The sequence below is a fragment of the Streptococcus oralis genome, assembly GCF_019334565.1.
Classification (GTDB): Bacteria; Bacillota; Bacilli; order Lactobacillales; family Streptococcaceae; genus Streptococcus; species Streptococcus oralis_CR.
Map to the genome: position 1 here is coordinate 1394599 of NZ_CP079724.1, position 16290 is coordinate 1410888.

Consider the following 16290-nt stretch of genomic DNA (forward strand, 5'->3'; position numbering starts at 1 on the left):
CTATAAACCTGATCAATGAGCTGATTTTTCTAAAAGCTCATACTCATAAAAAAACGAGCACTTTCGCACTCGTCCTTTCTTTTATAAACTACTGATTAAAGTGAGTTTACGTCAACCTTGATACCAACACCTTGAGTAGTTGTGATAGTCAAGTTTGTTACATAAGTTCCTTTAGCTGTAGCTGGTTTTGCTTTTTGGATTGTTTCGTTGAAAGCTTTGAAGTTTTCAACCAATTTTTCAGCTTCAAATGATACTTTACCGATGATTGCTTGAACGTTACCTGCACGGTCTGCACGGTAAGTAATTTTACCACCTTTAGACTCTTCAACTGCTTTAGCAACATCCATTGTTACAGTACCAGTTTTAGGGTTTGGCATCAAGTTACGTGGTCCAAGGACACGTCCAAGACGTCCAACAAGAGCCATCATGTCAGGTGTAGCGATAACTACGTCGAAGTCCAACCAACCGTCGTTGATTTTTGCAACAAGGTCATCTTCACCAACAAAGTCTGCACCAGCAGCTTTTGCTTCTTCAGCTTTTGCACCACGTGCGAAAACAAGAACGCGTGAAGTTTTACCTGTACCGTTTGGCAATACCATTGCGCCACGGATTTGTTGGTCAGCTTTTTTAACGTCGATGTTCAAGTTGTAAGCAACTTCTACAGTTGCGTCAAATTTTGCAAAGTTAGTTTCTTTTGCAAGTGCTACAGCTTCTTCTACACTGTATGCTTTTGTGCTGTCGATTTTCTCAAGAGCAGCACGAAGTTGTTTGCTTTTTTTAGCCATTTTCTATTCTCCTTGTAAGTGGTTCAATCGATTTTCATCTCCCACGTCACTTCTCGAAATGATGAAGTCTTGCGGGTTATATTGGGGGTGTTATTGATTAGTCAACAACAGTGAATCCCATAGAACGAGCAGTACCTTCGATCATACGCATTGCAGACTCAATGTTTGCTGCGTTCAAATCTGGCATCTTAGTTTCTGCAATTTCTTGTACTTGTGCACGAGTAACTGTAGCAACTTTAGTTTTGTTAGGTGTACCTGATCCTTTTTCAACACCTGCAGCTTTTTTCAAAAGAACAGCAGCTGGTGGTGTTTTTGTAACGAAAGTAAATGATTTGTCTTCGTATACTGAGATAACAACTGGAATGATCATACCAGCTTGGTCAGCTGTACGAGCGTTGAACTCTTTTGTGAATCCCATGATGTTGATACCAGCTTGACCAAGAGCAGGTCCAACTGGTGGAGCTGGTGTAGCTTTACCAGCAGGGATTTGCAATTTTACAAGTTTTTCGACTTTTTTAGCCATTTTTAAATCCTCCTTTGTGGTTTTGGCGGTAATTAAAGATTTTTACCTCCCACAAGTATGCTTTACACATACCTTTCCATTATACACTATTTATCTAAAAATGCAAGAGAAAAATTACTTTTTTAATCGACGTAATCTCCGCCTTCAAAGCCGTAGTACTCTTCCAAACTGAGACCACTTGCAGCAATTTCTTTGGCTTCTTTTCCGACGTAGCGAAGATGCCATTCTTCCGCCATGTAGCCAGTCTCTTTTTCCTTGCCTTTGAGATAGCGAACAACAAAGCCATAGTCAGCCGCATGATCCAAGAGCCACTGAGCCGCCTTCCCCTCTGTCACCAATTCTCCATTAGTCCCAATCAAATCAAAAGCAAGACCTGTTTGGTGTTCACTATAACCTGGGCGAGCCGAGTAGCGATCTGCTGCTTCCTTACCGTCTTGATTCACATAGTCTTGATAAAGTTTGGTTTGGGTTTCATAACTTCTAAAACCACTGTAGTGATCGCTGATTGGGTAGCCAGCTGCTTGCATTGCTGCAATGAGCTTCAGCAATTCTGCTTTCGCTGTTGGATTTTCTCCTGGATTATAGTCTTTTGACAAAGGATAGTGCTTATTAGCTATGACGATTTCATCGTACTTCCCTTGAATACTATAGTAGTCTCCCTTATTGACAACTTCTGCCTTCTTCTGACTAGAGGCTTGAGATTTGCTCCCCACAGTTCCTTCAGGTTGACTAGTTTGTTCCGTTTTTTGAGTGTTTTCTTCATTTTTAGGTTTTTCTTGCGAACATGCTGCTAGTGTTACTGCCAGCAAACCAGATAAAACGATGTATCTTTTTTTCATTTTTTCTTCCTCTCTTATACCAAGTGCTTCTCTAATTCATCGGATAATGCTTTAATCATTTGTTCCAACTCATGGGATTTCACTTGGCAATCTTCTGCCGCCATTTCTTCCCAGGGCACCCACCAGACTGGACCACGGCCATTCAATCCATGCCCCCTCATATCACCTGATCGTCTTGGAAAGAGGTGCCAGTGAGCGTGGGCATCTCCATTTCCTAGGAGTTCAATATTCATTTTTTCAGCTTTAAACGTTTTGGCAACAGCTTCTTGGACCAAACTCATTTCCTCTAGAAAACGCAATTTTTCAGAAGTCTCCATATGGTGGAGTTCTGTGACATGCTCTTTTGCCAGAAATAAGGTATAGCCCTTAAAGTATTGGTGGTCTCCAATGACAACATAGCCTGTTTCTAGTTCTTTTACAAAGTAGGGATTTTCCCCTGCCTTGATCCATTCAATTCTTTGACAAATCAAGCACATATTAGTCTACCAAGGTGCTCTTGAGATAAGCATCGACCATACGCTCAGTCGCCACTACTGAATCAATGTGTGTTCGTTCGTAAGAGTGACTGGACTCAATACCAGCTCCAAGGAGGGCATGCTTAACCTCTGCTCCTGCTGACATAGCTGCCGAAGCGTCCGAACCATAAAACGGATAGATATCCAACTTAAATGGAATATCTTGCTCCTTTGCCAAAGCCACTAAATGTTGACGGAAGTCGTAGTGATAGGGACCTGAAGCGTCCTTGACACAGATAGACACTGTATACTCATCCGTCTGCTGGTCATCTCCCATTGCCCCCATATCCACAGCTAGATATTCCACCACTTGAGTTGGAATATTGGAATTAGCACCGTGGCCCACCTCTTCGAAGACTGAAAAAGCAAAATGAGTTGTTACTGGCAATTCAATCTCCTCTTTCTTGTAAATACGAAGAAGATTGAGCAAAATCGCTGCGCTGACTTTGTCGTCCAAGTGACGAGACTTGATAAAACCAGTCTCTGTCACGACAGTTCGCGGATCAAAACTGATAAAATCACCGACCTCGATGCCCAAGGCGCGGGTTTCTTTTTCATTGGTTACTTTTGCATCCAAACGCACTTCCATATTGTCCTGCGTACGTTCTGCAGTTCCCGCATCTTTGTAGACATGGCAAGAAGTTTGATGGATGAGAATAGTCCCAGATACCTTTTGACCAGTGCTAGCTACATGAACCGTACAGTTCTCCCCTTCAATCATGTTCCAAGGGAAACCACCGATACGATCTAATTTGAGACGACCATCCGGTTTGACTGCACGAACAATAGCACCCAGCGTATCCACATGGGCAGTCACATAGCGTTGTTGTTCATCATTTTGACCTTTAATGGTCACATTGACACCACCCTTGGCTGTGCGAACAGGCTGGTAACCAAGCTCTTTTAAAGTATGGACTAGGTAGTCTGAAATCTCACGAGTAAAGCCTGTTGGAGAAGCAATAGCGGTTAATTCTTTGATATAGTTTACAGTTTGATTCATTTCTTCACCTCTTCCTACCATTATATCACTTTTCTAGCTGAATCCCTTTGGAAAAGGGTCTTATCCTTCTAGTTGATTTCACTATGGATCCATGTTATAATACAAATACTTTGATTATGAAAGGAAAGTAAAGGATATGAAATCTTACTTTAAAACCTCACTTGCCCTTGCGGCTGCTTTGCTCATTCTAATAGGATGCTCTAAACAGGCATCAGCACCTACTAATAACAGTGCCAAGGAAGACAAAACTGCTCAATCAAGCGAGACCAAACAAAGCACTGAGCAATCTTCTGAGAAGAAAGAAACAGCCAAGAAACATACTTTTGTCAACAAAAGCAATCCTGGAATCACTTCTACCTTGGTTTATACTGTAGAAGGCGACAATGTTACCAAGCAAACCGCTCAGAATGTTGCAGATCCTGAAATCCTTGGTGCAACTCCAGAAGAGGTCAAGAGTACACTCGAGGATACCTATAAAGGTTATTACGGGCTAAAAGGTGTTAAACAAACCATTGAAATCAAAGATGGAAAAGTTGTTCAAGATCTCGAAGTTGACTTCTCAGTTGCAAGCATTAGCGAACTTAGAAAAGCTCTTCCTGAAGAATTTTCTGGTATTGGAAATCGTGTAAGCTTTTCAAACTCGAAGAAATCTCTCGAAAAGATGGGATTCACAGAAAAGACAAACTAATCCCCTAAAATTTCATATAGACTAGTGTAGGTCCACCCCAAAAGTTAGACACAACTCTGACTCTTGGGGTATTTTTTTATAGTCCTGACCGATGAGTCCAATAGCCCCCTCTCAGTCCCATAAAAAGAGCATTTAAATCCCTCCCCTTAAAAAACCATACGATAAAAGTTCTTTGAAATAGATAGAGATAAAACTTTAATTGTCAGACTAGTTTCTGTTCATTGGAATGTCAGTTCAGATAAAAGGGTAGGTCTAGTTGATTTTGTAGTAGAATCATGTTATAATACAAAATACTTTGATTATGAAAGGAAATTCTATGAAAACTCTTGTTAAAACTTCACTAGCCCTAGTGGCTTCACTTGTCCTCCTGCTCGGATGCTCCAAACAAGCATCAACACCTACTAACAGCAGTAGCAAAGAAGACAACACAACTCAGTCAAGCGAGACCAAGCAAAGCAGTCAACAATCATCTGAAAAGAAAGATGAGACAGAAACCCACACATTTGTCCACAATAGCAAACCTGGAATTCATTCTACCTTGACTTATACTGTGAAGGGAGATGACGTTGTAAAACAAACTGTTCATAATGTACTTGACCCTGAAAAACTTAATAATACCGCGGAAGGTATTAAGGAAATTGTTGACGATACTTATAAAGGTTATGAAGGGGTCAAAGGAGTTACACAAAAAGTTGAAATTCAAGACGAAAAAGTTATCCAAAACATCGAGGTTGACATGACTGTCGCGAGTCTTGACGAATTGAAAAAAGCAATGCCGAACGAATATTCTGGTATTGGAAACCGTGTAAGCTTTGCTGCCTCGAAAAAAATGCTTAAAGAGGCTGGTTATACTGAACAAACCAACTAATGAGTCGTGCTTATACAAAAAATTCTTGGTCGTTGACCAAGAATTTTTTTATTCCATCTCAAAAACATCACTCTCTTGTTTGTTTGGTAGAACCAATGAAAGCAAGATTCCAATGATAGCAGGTACCAACCATGGGAGGGATGCCTTAGCAAAAGGCAAAGCATTCACAAGATTTTCTAGAAACTCAATCTTAAAGGAGCTTCCAAGAACACTTGCAACGGCGATTGCTGTGACAACTCCCATTGTTAGTTGCATACCCGGTTTTGATAGGGGTACAAACTTATTCACAATCACAATCATCACAATGGCAATAGTGATTGGATACAAGATTACCAATACTGGAATTGAGTACTTGATGATAGCATCCAGACCGAGGTTTGCAATGGCAAATCCAATCAAGGTAAAGGCAGTGGCATAGGCCTTGTAGCTGATTTGTGGGAAACGTCCGTTAAAGAACTCTGCTGTCGACACAATCAATCCAACTGTCGTTGTGAAGCAGGTTACAGTTACCATAACAGCAAGGAAGAGTTGAGCTGTTGAACCAAAGATTTCCTGAGTTGCTTGCGACAAGATATAAACACCTGGTGTTCCACCCTTCATCACTTCAGCTGGTACTGGGAAATGATTTCCAAGGAATCCTAAACCGATATAAAGAGCACTAAAGGCAAGAGCTACAACAATACCAACAACCCAAATAGTTGAAATGTATTCTTTCTTACTTGAGAATCCAAGTTGTTTCAAGGTTTGAACAGCGATGACACTGAAGGCCACTGAGGCAAGGGCATCCAAGGTATTATAGCCTTCTAGGAAACCTGTACCAAAAGCAGAAGCTTGATAGGCTTCTGAAGCAGCTTGAGGACTTGTTCCACCATATTTAAAGGCACCTAGGACAACCAAGATAACAATCAACAAAGCAAAGACTGGTGTCAAGATTCGTCCGATACGATCCAAAATCTTTGATGGATTGAGTGAAATCAGATAGGCTGCGGAAAAGTAAAGCACGGTAAAGATAATCAATCCTAAGCCTTTATTTGCTTCAGACAAGAGAGGGCTGATACCGACCTCGTAAGCTGTTGTTGCTGTACGTGGAATAGCAAAGAAGGGGCCAATCGATAGATAGAGGACTGCAAGATAAAGAGTCGCAAACCAAGGTGAGATTTTCTTAGAAATCTCATAAATGTATCCTTTAGGATTGAGCGTTCCGATGATGAGCGTTAGGACAGCAATCCCGACACCCGAAAATACAAAACCTGCGATGGCAGGAAGAAACTGTTCTCCAGATAGGGCACCTAGAGAAGGCGGAAAAATCAAGTTTCCCGCACCAAAAAATATTCCAAACAGGAGCAAGCCTGTTAGGGCACCTTTTTTAGCCATAAAAATCTCCTTCATATTTCTAAAATACTGACCTAGTATACCATGATTAAGACTCTGAAAAAAGTATCCAAAATTAATCATTGAATGTTTTCAATATTTTTAAAAATAAGAATTATCTAAAAACAAAATCCCTTACTCAGTTGGAACCGAGCAAGGGAAGACTAGGATCTATCGCCATATAGGTTTAAAGATTTTCAAAGGCCGTCATTCCACCTTGAACATTGATAACGTCATAATCCTGTTCAGCTAGAAATTGACAAGCACGTGCTGACCTCATCCCAGATTTGCAAATGACATAATACAAGAGGTCCTTGTCCAATTGATCATAAGTATCAGCCAATTGACTAAGTGGTAGGTTCTGAGCAACTTCTAAATGAAGCGTCTCAAACTCATCCACTTCTCTCACGTCTAAAACGGAAAGGGACCCTTTCTGGTAAAGCTTGTAAAATTCATCGAAGGAAATTTCTTTCATTCTTTTTCTCCTAAAATCGTTTTAATTCTTTTTTTCAAATCGGGCACCACTTCTGACTCAAACCAAGGATTCTTAGCCATCCAGATTTGATTTCGTGGTGAGGGGTGAACTAGTGGAAAATAGGTTGGTAAGTAGTTCTGGTAATGTTTTACCCTTTCTGTCACCTTGCCACTAACTTTCTCATGTAAATAATAGGCTTGGGCATACTGCCCAATCAAGAGAGTTAATTGGATATCGGGCAACTCTTGCAAGAGTTGCGGATGCCATTTTTCGGCAAAGCCTTTACGAGGTGGAAGATCACCTGACTTGCCATGCCCCGGAAAGTAGAAATCCATGGGCAATACTGCAAAATAACCCGAATTGTAAAAGGTATCTTCATCCACACCTAGCCAGTCCCGCAAGCGGTCACCACTCTTATCCTTCCAATAAATACCTGCTTCTTGTGTTTTAAGTCCAGGAGCCTGACCGACAATATTGATGCGAGCTGTCTTTGGCGCTGCAAAGAGTGGCTCTATTCCGCGTTCGGTATAGCTGGTATTCTGTGGATCCGCCATAATGGCTTGCTTGATTCTTTCGATTTGAGACATCTGTTTTCCCTCCAAAAAGAAGTCCAAGCATAACATCTCAGACTTCTATCGTTTTATTTGATCAATTCATAAATAGCTTCAGCATAGATTGCTGCTGCTCGGAAGAGATCGTCCAAGGCGATAAATTCATTGGCTTGGTGCATGGTATCGATTGAGTCCGGGAACATAGCACCGTAGGCAACCCCACGTTCCAGCAAGCGACCAAAGGTTCCACCTCCGATGACTTGCTCGTGACCTTTAAGACCAGTTTGTTTTTCATAAACATTCAACAAGGTTTGCACAAGCGAATCTTCCATTGGCACATAGTGAGGGGTGTGACCGTGTTCAGAAAGGCTAACAGAAGCAACTGGCAAGTTTTCAAGGATTGACTGGATCTGCTCTGGACTGGTTCCTTTTGGATAACGGAAGTTGAGGGCAATGGTATTGTCAGCACTTGCTTCGTCAAAGCGGAAAACACCTGCATTCATAGAAAGGGCACCCATCTTTTCATCCACATGAGCCACCTTGAGATTTTCGCCCTCATGGTCATTCAAGAGAATCTTACCAGCGATGTCGAGGTAGTCTTTGGCTGGTCCTGCAAAGTCAAACTGACTGAGAAAGAGGGCCAGGTAAGTTGCACCGTTGACACCTGAAGCAGGCATAGCACCATGAGCTGATTTACCAATGATGGTCACCTTGTATTTGCCAGCATCTTCTTGGATTTCTCCTCTCAGTTTGTGCTCTGCAACGAAGGCATCTAGCTTAGCTTGCAAATCAACTAAGTCGCCTGAAACAACTGCTGTTGCTGACTCCGGTACCATGTTTTCACGCAAGCCACCTGTAAAGCTGAGAAGACGAGCAGCACCTGCATTTTCACCACCAAAGTGGAGATATTCAGTAATGTTTCCTTTTTCACCATTGATAATTGGGAATTCAGCATCTGGAGAGAAACCGAAGTCTGGTTTGGCAAGGCCTACATGTTCAAAATAGTAGTCCATGTCTGCCCAGCCTGATTCTTCATCAGTTCCCACGATAAAGCGAACTTTCTTAGAAGTTGGAAGACCCAATTCTTTGATGATTTTCAAACCATAGTAACAAGCTGTTGTAGGGCCCTTGTCATCTGAAGCTCCACGCGCATAGAGACGACCATCCTTGATAGTTGGTGTATACGGATCTGTGTCCCAACCGCTACCAGCTGGCACTACGTCCATGTGGGCAAAGATTCCGAGAACTTCTTCTCCTTCACCAAACTCAAAATGTCCTGCGTAGTTATCAACATTTTTAGTTGGATAGCCATCGCGGTCTGCGATTTCAAGGAATTTTTCCAAGGCTTTTACTGGCCCAGGTCCAAATGGATGCTGAGCGTCCGCCTTGCTGTCGTCACGTTCTGAGTTGATTTCCAAAAGGCTAAACAAGTCAGCCAAGAGGTCTTCTTTACGTTTTTCTACTTCTGCTGTAAAATCAATTGCTGTCATTTTTTCTTCTTTCTATCTTTTCTCGATGATTTCATCTACTGGTAAGCGGTAGCTTGGTTCCAATTTCTCATCTGTATAGCCCACTGTAATCAAGAGTTCTGGGCGGAAACGGTCTTCGATGTCCAAAACTTCGTTGGCTTTTGATTTGTCAAAACCAAGGATAATATTGGAACCGATCCCTTGGTCTGTCAAAGCCAGAACCAAGTTCATGGCAACCAAACCAGCATTAAGGGCCAAGTAGTCACTAATCTGTTGCTCATTGTATCGGGCAAACTCGGCAGGCAAATTTTTCATAAAGTATTGGAGTTGCTCTTCTGAGAAATTCTTTGCACCACCGACGCGGGCAATCTTGCGAGCGCGTTTGGCTAGATCTGTATCGGTAAACAAGGCAATGGTCACTGGCGCAGACGAAACCTGCTCAAAGTTCGAACCATAAGCCAATTTTGCCAATTCAGCATTTTTCTCACGAACCACCACAAATTTCCATGGTTGGCTATTGTGGGTACTTGGAGCCAAAGTTGCGATTTCGATAGCTGTACGAACATCTTTTGGATCCACAGGCTTGTCAATAAAATGCTTGGTCGCATGACGTTTTTTATTTAATTCAAGAAATTTCATAATCGATTTCCTTTTCTAATTCTACTGCTTCCATTCTACCATATTCTGAAAGAGCTTGCAGAGATTTTTCATAGAAAGAAATTGGAACACGGATGAGTAACCAAACGAAGGCCATCATTTAAGTCAGGGATTCCCTCATCCAGTTCCAACTAATTTTCAGGGGTTTAAAGAAACTAGTCTATCTTATACTTTGACTTTATAGCCTCCAAAAATTTCTTCACATCCTCTACATACCCATGCTTTTCAATTAAACTAGCTAAGAGTTCTAGATTGTGCCCCCGATACTTGTCATCTCGGCGTAGTTCTTCATACATTTCGATAAAGGGAAGACCCTTGGACTTGGCCAATTCTAACTCCGCTTCGTAATCATAAGAAACTTTTCGAAATAGGATATTGACCAACTCCCCATCTTCTACTTCTATCACGGCATACTGAGCACGGTGATTTTTTAACTTTTCCCAATTAAAATAGGGCATGCCTATCGTACCTGGATTGATGATTTGTTGCCCTTGACTTCCATAACGAAGCAACTGCTTGTGGACATGACCATAGACTGCCACGTCCGTTTCCGCATCTAGCAGTTGGTCAAATTTATCTGTATCATTCCCCACCAACAAATCACCACCATAATTTTTGTCAGGTAAATTATGAGAGATAGAAAAGCGCAGCCCGTCAACTTCTTTCTTTTCCAGCAAAGGCAAGCTTCGTAGCCAGACAATCGTTTCAGGATCCATTCGCTTCATCAAAAACTGGGTCATTCGCATGCGCTGGATTTCTTGCGGATGTTCCAAACCGTATTCGCCATCCAAGGCCTCCAGGACACAATCATCCCAGTTCCCACGAACAGCCACCGTAATCGGAAGGTCTTTTAGAAGGGCGACCAAGTCATTTGCACCTGGTCCGGGAAGAAAAATATCTCCCAGAAGCCAATATTCACTGACTCCTTGATTTTTAGCATCTGCAATCACTGCTTCTAGGGCCGTCGCATTGCCATGAATATCTGATAAAATTGCGATTTTATGGTTCATGATGTTCTCCTTCTGTTTGATAATCTACTCTTTCTTCCGCAACTTGAGCCAGTTTCACTGCTTCCTGCGGGGTCAACTTTCTTTGCACAGCTTCTGCGACTGCTCTTGGTACTCCAACTTCGACAATCTCATCCACACTGGCTTCCTTGATTTTAGTCAAAGACTTGAAATGCTTCATGAGATTTTGCTTGCGTTTAGGTCCCAGACCATCAATCCCATCCAGTTGTGAAGAAAAAGAATTTTTCGAGCGCAGTTGACGGTGGAAGGTGATGGCAAAACGGTGCACCTCATCCTGGATGCGTTGGAGGAGAAAGAATTCTTGAGAATTGCGAGACAACTCCACCACTTCCAGCGGATCTCCAAAGAGCAATTCATGGGTTTGGTGCTTGTCATTCTTTTGCAGCCCAGCAATGGGAATATCCAAGCCCAGCTCCTCTTGGATGACCTGCTTAGCAATATTGACTTGCCCTTGTCCCCCATCAATCACAATCAAATCTGGTGGGGTCAAACCGTCTCGTTGTACTCGACCATAACGTCTGCGAATGACTTCTCGCATACTCGCATAATCGTCTGGACCCACAACCGTTTTTATCTTGTACTTACGGTAATCCTTCTTACTCGGTTTACCGTTGACAAAGACCACCATAGCCGAAACAGGGCTAGTTCCCATGATATTGGAGTTGTCGAAGGACTCAATGCGAACCGGAGTTGGTATTTGAAGCAAGTGTCCTAGATTTTCAATAGCTCCTTGGGTCTTTTCGACAGATTTTTCTAGCAGATTGAACTTCTGCTCCAGACTGACACGGGCATTTTTGATGGCTAGATTGACCAGCTGTTTTTTCTCTCCACGCTGGGGTTTGAGAATCTTGGTATCCACCAAGGCCTTGACTGCTTCTTCGTCAATATCCTGTGGAATCAATACTTCATTGGGAACCAGGTGAGATTTTTCTTGATAAAATTGTCCCACATAGGTTAGAAAGTCCTCGTCCGGATCATTGTAGTAAGGGAAGAGGTTGACGTCGCGCTCGATGAGCTTGCCTTGACGAACAAAGAAAACCTGTACACACATCCAGCCCTTGTCCACATAGTAGCCAAAGACATCACGGTTTTGGAGGTCCTTGGCCATGACCCGTTGCTTGGTTCGAAGCGTTCCAATGGCCTGAATCAAATCACGGTATTCCGCCGCCCGTTCAAACTCCATACTTTGGGCTGCCACTGCCATTTTACCCTTGAGATCATCGATGATTTTGTCATCCTGTCCTTTTAGGAAATCAGAAACCTCCTGAGCCATGGACTTGAAGTAGGCCTCATCTTTTTTACAGATGGTGTGGGCCATACATTGACCGATATGGTAATAGAAACAGACCTTAGACGGCGGATTAGTACACTTACGAAAAGGGAAAATCCGATCCAGTAGCCGCTTGATTTCATTGGCCGCCCCCACATCTGGATAAGGACCAAAATAAAGCCCTCCATCCTTTTTGACCTGACGAGTAATAATAAGCCGCGGATAGCGCTCATTGGTGATTTTGATAAAGGGATAGGACTTATCATCCTTGAGCATGATATTGTACTTGGGCTTATTTTCCTTGATAAGGTTGATTTCCAGAAGGAGGGCCTCAATATTAGACTCGGTAACGATAAATTCAAAATCTACAATTTCAGATACCAGAGCTTCTGTCTTGGTATCGTGACTGCCACGAAAGTAGGACCGCACGCGATTGCGCAGATTTTTTGCCTTTCCTACATAGATAATAGTGCCGTTTTTATCTTTGTGAATGTAACAACCGGGGCTGGTCGGCAAGAGCTCCAGTTTTGATTTGATCAAGTTATTCATAGTTCCATTATAGCAAAAAGGCCGTAACAGGACGAACAAAAAGCCCCACCAACCGCTTGATGGAGGAACTTTGATTTCTTTTCGGATTTCACGACTTCATCTAGTCGCTACTGGTATAGAGTTCTTGAACAGCCTTCACATCCTGGGGCTGAATCCCATAGTAGGAACCTGCCGGCTGCATAACAGAAGTCTCGTTGGTATGATCCAATCCGATGGCATGCCCCAGCTCATGCTCCGCCGTGTGCACAATCCGTTCATAAGAATAACCATAGTTTGGATTGGATAGATAATAGTGATTCAGGCGAACCGTTACAGATATAAATTGTTTGGTTAACAAATTGGTTTGACTCTCGGCTTGACCAGCTACAGCGGTCGATCCATCATTCATCTCACTTGCCACAATATCTGCCTGGCTAGGATCCGCAACCACCTCAAAGGTAAAGGCTCCCGTTTGATTCCAGTTTTTTATAGCTTCTGCATAGGCACCTTGGAAGGTTTCATCCATTTGAGGCTCAATATAGATGCGAGCTGAGGCCTGAGCCCACTTGCCTTCTGCATGTTGGTGACTGTCTGTCTGAGACAAGACTTCCAGCGTTCCCGTCTCCTTCCATTGATTCCAGCCACCTTGACCAATCTTACTCATTTTTTCAACCTGATTGACCGCAGAATGAAAATCACCAGACAGATACCAAACCACTCCAAAAGCAAGGAGAAGGATGATAACCAAGGTCCAGACCAGACGCCAGAAGAAACGCCAAATTCCCAAAAGAAATCGGAAGAATAATCGAATAATCCAGAACATGACGCCCCACCTTTCATAAAAATAAGAACCTATCTTGAAATCACATTCTCCTTGATCAAGATAGATTCTCTATTTTACTGAAGAAAGCTGAAAGAAACCTAAAACTAAGATAAACGTTCTTCCAAAACAAAGTCAATTGGTAGAGTAGCCAAAAAACGCTCCAATTGTTTTTCCCAGTAGTACCACTCGTGCTTACCTGGACTGTGACTATAGGTCACCTCAAAACCAAGTTTTTTGAGGTTTTTCACTGCGAGATTATTGGCAGAGTAGAGATAGTCTTGCTCTCCACACCAAGCCCATAGTTTGGTCTTTTTATCGGATTTTGCAGCCATGCTTTCAAGCGAATGAGGACTAGCTGTCCAGTCTTTAATCTCTCCAAAAACTCCTCGCCAGTAGGCAAGCGATCCCAGATCCTGACTTTCAGGAGAAAATTCGTGAAAACTGAGCGCACCAGAAAAACTAGCCGCATGAGAAAAACGATTCGTCGATAGAGCGAGTTTGAAGGAACCATAACCTCCCATGGAGAGGCCTGCTATAAAGGTCTTTTCTCGCTTGCTGGTCATATTGGGGAAGAAACGTTTCATTACCTGGGGGAGTTCTTCTGCTAGAGCTGTATAGTAGTTATAGCCATACTGAGTATCTGTGTACCAGCCATTATTTGTATTGGGCATGATAACAATGAGATTGGTTCCACGCAACAAGCGTTCGACATTGGTACGTTTGAGCCAGCTATTTTGATTTCCTGACATTCCGTGCAAAAGATAAAGGGCAGGAATATCTGTGCAATCTGGTTCAGTCACCCGACTGGCATCTGGATAGAGTACGGTAACGCCCCACTCCATATCCAAAACTTCTGAGTAATACTCAATATTCATAACTGCCATGGTTGTCTCCTTTTACTATTCTATAAGAAAAAGCCGAATTTCGACTTTTTCTGTAGGTATTCTGCTTATTATTTTGCTTCCATCACGACTGGCAAGATTGCTGGACGACGCTTGGTTTGATCAAAGAGGTACTTGGTCAGATTGTCACGAACCTTGCCTTTGAGATCTGCCCAGTCAAAGTCATCACCTTGAAGATAATCTTCTACCGTTTGGTTAATCAATTCTGAACTTTCACGGAGAATATCGCGGCTCTTCTTGAGGTAAACAAACCCACGCGTATGAACACGGGCCTTGGCCACAATTTTTTTCTCACGACGGTTGACAGTGATTGCCACGATAAAGATTCCATCTTCTGACAAGACCTTACGGTCACGAAGGACGACATTTCCAACATCCCCGATGGCATTTCCGTCAATCAAGACATCCCCTGCAGAAACTGCTCCAGCTGGAACAAAATCTCCATGTTCATAAGACATGGTCGTTCCCTTTTTAGGGATGAAAATGCGTTCCGGCAACATCCCAACTGCCATGGCAGCCTTGGCATGCGCATCTAACTCACGGTACTCCCCTTGGATAGGGAAGAGGTAGTTTGGCTGCAGAAGATTGATCATCAACTGCAAATCACGCGCATTCCCATGTCCGGATACTCGCAAGCTTTGGGTAATGAGTTTCACCACACCACCAGCTTGGTAGATCATGTTTTCCACACGCGCCATGACGGCTTCTTTGGCGATAGATGGAGTCGTTACGATATAAACTAAGTCTCCATCTTTGATTTCCACATAGCGGTGGCGACCAATGGACATCTTACGAAGTCCATTGATAGGTTCACCCATACGGCCCGTCTCAAGGATAATCAACTCATGGTCTTCAAAACGAGACATTTCTTTGGGTTTAATCAAGAGACTTTCGTTGGCTAGAGATAATTTTTTGAGACGAATCGCAGTGCGGACGATATTTTCAATATCAAATCCAGTCAAAACAACTCTGCGACCTGTATCTGCTGCAGCATCAAAAACCTGCTGGATACGAGAAAGGTTGCTGGCAACCGCTGCAACGATGATACGGCCGTCCCAGTCAGCGATGGTTTGGGTAATTTCATCCCCAACTTCACTCTCGCTCGCTACCTGGATATTGCTATCTGCATTGGCGGAATCACTGAGGAGGGCCAAGACACCGTCACGGCCGATTTCGGCTAAACGCGCAAAATCCGTCGCATAGGATTCACTGGCTGTCTGGTCAAACTTGAAGTCACCTGTATAAACGATGCTACCTTCAGTTGTTTTCAAGACAACTCCCAAACTTTCTGGGATAGAGTGAGTTGTACGGAAGAAGGAAACAACAGTCCCTCCAAAGTCAATCTCCGTATCTTCATCAATCACATGGAAGTCATTGAATTTCTTAACCGTATCGTTTCCTTTGACAAAGAGTTTGGCCAACTCAATGGTCAACTCAGAACCAAACACAGGCACCTTAGCCTCTGCCAAAAGATAAGGCAGGGCACCAATGGCATCCGCATGTCCGTGGGTCAAGAAGACACCAGCGATACGATCGCTGTTTTCAAAAAGGTAGTCCATATTTGGAATGACGACATCTACCCCTAGTTGTTCATTTTCAGGGTATTTAAGCCCTGCATCCAAAACAAAAATAGAACCATCGATTTCAGCGATGTACATATTTTTCCCATTTTCTCGTACACCACCTAGTGTTGTTAAACTAATATTACTCATTTTTCCTCCGAAACTTCATTTATCTTGATTATAGGGTGAATTTACCCTTTTATTCTAAAAGTTCTAAAACTTTCAGCCGAATCTTTTCCTACCATTATACCATTTTTTTGATTATTTTCAAAACGAAGATCGGTTTTTAACTAGAGATTAGTCACTACTGTGAATCGAATTCTTTTACTTTGACTTCTCTTTTGGAGGCTTCATCGAAGATATTAGAACGATTGTACCATCAAAAATATGGATTTTCTGAATCAATTTAATTTCAGATACCTTTCTCGAACTCTAA

General features: G+C 42.7%; 17 protein-coding genes. 2 read left to right on the plus strand and 15 right to left on the minus strand.

All coding sequences use genetic code 11. The features are described 5' to 3' along the window. Positions 1–95 precede the first annotated feature (95 nt). The 5 genes from rplA to KX728_RS06905 all read right to left on the minus strand — a co-directional run bounded on the left by rplA (position 96) and on the right by KX728_RS06905 (position 3662). Positions 96–785: a 50S ribosomal protein L1 gene (rplA, locus tag KX728_RS06885; protein ID WP_001085675.1), complete on the minus strand. Its 690-nt coding sequence runs from the start codon at positions 783–785 to the stop codon at positions 96–98. A 97-nt stretch (positions 786–882) separates the two neighbouring features. Then, complete coding sequence (gene rplK / locus KX728_RS06890) at positions 883–1308, minus strand: 50S ribosomal protein L11 (RefSeq protein ID WP_001085808.1); 426 nt, start codon at positions 1306–1308, stop codon at positions 883–885. Between the two features lie 122 nt (positions 1309–1430). Then, positions 1431–2147, minus strand: a complete 717-nt coding sequence (ldcB, locus tag KX728_RS06895) for an LD-carboxypeptidase LdcB/DacB (RefSeq protein ID WP_000747739.1) — start codon at positions 2145–2147, stop codon at positions 1431–1433. Between the two features lie 14 nt (positions 2148–2161). Further along, entirely contained in the window at positions 2162–2623 is a 462-nt protein-coding gene (locus KX728_RS06900) for an HIT family protein (protein WP_215804446.1), read from the minus strand. A 1-nt stretch (position 2624) separates the two neighbouring features. Beyond that, positions 2625–3662 carry a M42 family metallopeptidase gene (locus KX728_RS06905; protein WP_215804445.1) on the minus strand — a complete coding sequence of 346 codons (1038 nt, stop codon included), beginning with the start codon at positions 3660–3662 and terminating at the stop codon, positions 2625–2627. Between the two features lie 136 nt (positions 3663–3798). Between KX728_RS06905 and KX728_RS06910 the strand changes: the two genes are divergently transcribed. Beyond that, positions 3799–4350, plus strand: a complete 552-nt coding sequence (locus KX728_RS06910; protein ID WP_215804444.1) for a DUF1307 domain-containing protein — start codon at positions 3799–3801, stop codon at positions 4348–4350. Between the two features lie 316 nt (positions 4351–4666). Further along, positions 4667–5218, plus strand: a complete 552-nt coding sequence (locus KX728_RS06915; RefSeq protein WP_215804443.1) for a DUF1307 domain-containing protein — start codon at positions 4667–4669, stop codon at positions 5216–5218. 48 nt (positions 5219–5266) lie between these two features. Here the strand turns inward: KX728_RS06915 and brnQ are convergent, their stop codons facing one another. The 10 genes from brnQ to KX728_RS06965 form a co-directional block, all read right to left on the minus strand. Then, positions 5267–6592 carry a branched-chain amino acid transport system II carrier protein gene (brnQ, locus tag KX728_RS06920; protein ID WP_215804442.1) on the minus strand — a complete coding sequence of 442 codons (1326 nt, stop codon included), beginning with the start codon at positions 6590–6592 and terminating at the stop codon, positions 5267–5269. 184 nt (positions 6593–6776) lie between these two features. Next, a complete protein-coding gene (locus tag KX728_RS06925; protein WP_215804441.1) occupies positions 6777–7064 on the minus strand; it encodes a rhodanese-like domain-containing protein in 288 nt (95 codons plus the stop codon). Next, positions 7061–7651 carry a uracil-DNA glycosylase family protein gene (locus KX728_RS06930; RefSeq protein ID WP_215804440.1) on the minus strand — a complete coding sequence of 197 codons (591 nt, stop codon included), beginning with the start codon at positions 7649–7651 and terminating at the stop codon, positions 7061–7063. The genes KX728_RS06925 and KX728_RS06930 overlap by 4 nt, the downstream gene beginning before the upstream one ends. Positions 7652–7704: 53 nt before the next feature. Beyond that, positions 7705–9105 (minus strand): dipeptidase PepV, encoded by a 1401-nt coding sequence (pepV, locus tag KX728_RS06935; protein WP_215804439.1) that lies wholly within the window; start codon positions 9103–9105, stop codon positions 7705–7707. 12 nt (positions 9106–9117) lie between these two features. Next, positions 9118–9723 (minus strand): nitroreductase family protein, encoded by a 606-nt coding sequence (locus KX728_RS06940; RefSeq protein ID WP_215804438.1) that lies wholly within the window; start codon positions 9721–9723, stop codon positions 9118–9120. A gap of 173 nt (positions 9724–9896) precedes the next feature. Beyond that, positions 9897–10751, minus strand: a complete 855-nt coding sequence (locus KX728_RS06945) for a metallophosphoesterase family protein (RefSeq protein WP_215804437.1) — start codon at positions 10749–10751, stop codon at positions 9897–9899. After that, complete coding sequence (gene uvrC / locus KX728_RS06950) at positions 10741–12588, minus strand: excinuclease ABC subunit UvrC (RefSeq protein WP_215804436.1); 1848 nt, start codon at positions 12586–12588, stop codon at positions 10741–10743. Before uvrC ends, KX728_RS06945 begins: the two co-directional genes overlap by 11 nt. Positions 12589–12688: 100 nt before the next feature. Next, on the minus strand, positions 12689–13390 hold the full coding sequence (locus tag KX728_RS06955) for a M57 family metalloprotease (RefSeq protein ID WP_215804435.1): 702 nt from the start codon (positions 13388–13390) through the stop codon (positions 12689–12691). 104 nt (positions 13391–13494) lie between these two features. After that, complete coding sequence (locus KX728_RS06960) at positions 13495–14274, minus strand: alpha/beta hydrolase (protein WP_215804434.1); 780 nt, start codon at positions 14272–14274, stop codon at positions 13495–13497. 68 nt (positions 14275–14342) lie between these two features. After that, on the minus strand, positions 14343–16004 hold the full coding sequence (locus tag KX728_RS06965) for a ribonuclease J (RefSeq protein ID WP_215804433.1): 1662 nt from the start codon (positions 16002–16004) through the stop codon (positions 14343–14345). Between the last annotated feature and the right edge of the window lie 286 nt (positions 16005–16290).

Excerpts from the sequence above, each read along its gene's own strand:
- uvrC (WP_215804436.1), bottom strand. The coding sequence starts at position 12,588 with ATGAATAACTTGATCAAATCAAAACTGGAGCTCTTGCCGACCAGCCCC.
- KX728_RS06960 (WP_215804434.1), bottom strand. The coding sequence starts at position 14,274 with ATGGCAGTTATGAATATTGAGTATTACTCAGAAGTTTTGGATATGGAG.
- rplA (WP_001085675.1), bottom strand. The coding sequence starts at position 785 with ATGGCTAAAAAAAGCAAACAACTTCGTGCTGCTCTTGAGAAAATCGAC.
- brnQ (WP_215804442.1), bottom strand. The coding sequence starts at position 6,592 with ATGGCTAAAAAAGGTGCCCTAACAGGCTTGCTCCTGTTTGGAATATTT.
- KX728_RS06905 (WP_215804445.1), bottom strand. The coding sequence starts at position 3,662 with ATGAATCAAACTGTAAACTATATCAAAGAATTAACCGCTATTGCTTCT.
- ldcB (WP_000747739.1), bottom strand. The coding sequence starts at position 2,147 with ATGAAAAAAAGATACATCGTTTTATCTGGTTTGCTGGCAGTAACACTA.
- KX728_RS06965 (WP_215804433.1), bottom strand. The coding sequence starts at position 16,004 with ATGAGTAATATTAGTTTAACAACACTAGGTGGTGTACGAGAAAATGGG.
- rplK (WP_001085808.1), bottom strand. The coding sequence starts at position 1,308 with ATGGCTAAAAAAGTCGAAAAACTTGTAAAATTGCAAATCCCTGCTGGT.
- KX728_RS06915 (WP_215804443.1), top strand. The coding sequence starts at position 4,667 with ATGAAAACTCTTGTTAAAACTTCACTAGCCCTAGTGGCTTCACTTGTC.
- KX728_RS06930 (WP_215804440.1), bottom strand. The coding sequence starts at position 7,651 with ATGTCTCAAATCGAAAGAATCAAGCAAGCCATTATGGCGGATCCACAG.
- KX728_RS06945 (WP_215804437.1), bottom strand. The coding sequence starts at position 10,751 with ATGAACCATAAAATCGCAATTTTATCAGATATTCATGGCAATGCGACG.
- pepV (WP_215804439.1), bottom strand. The coding sequence starts at position 9,105 with ATGACAGCAATTGATTTTACAGCAGAAGTAGAAAAACGTAAAGAAGAC.
- KX728_RS06900 (WP_215804446.1), bottom strand. The coding sequence starts at position 2,623 with ATGTGCTTGATTTGTCAAAGAATTGAATGGATCAAGGCAGGGGAAAAT.
- KX728_RS06910 (WP_215804444.1), top strand. The coding sequence starts at position 3,799 with ATGAAATCTTACTTTAAAACCTCACTTGCCCTTGCGGCTGCTTTGCTC.
- KX728_RS06940 (WP_215804438.1), bottom strand. The coding sequence starts at position 9,723 with ATGAAATTTCTTGAATTAAATAAAAAACGTCATGCGACCAAGCATTTT.
- KX728_RS06925 (WP_215804441.1), bottom strand. The coding sequence starts at position 7,064 with ATGAAAGAAATTTCCTTCGATGAATTTTACAAGCTTTACCAGAAAGGG.
- KX728_RS06955 (WP_215804435.1), bottom strand. The coding sequence starts at position 13,390 with ATGTTCTGGATTATTCGATTATTCTTCCGATTTCTTTTGGGAATTTGG.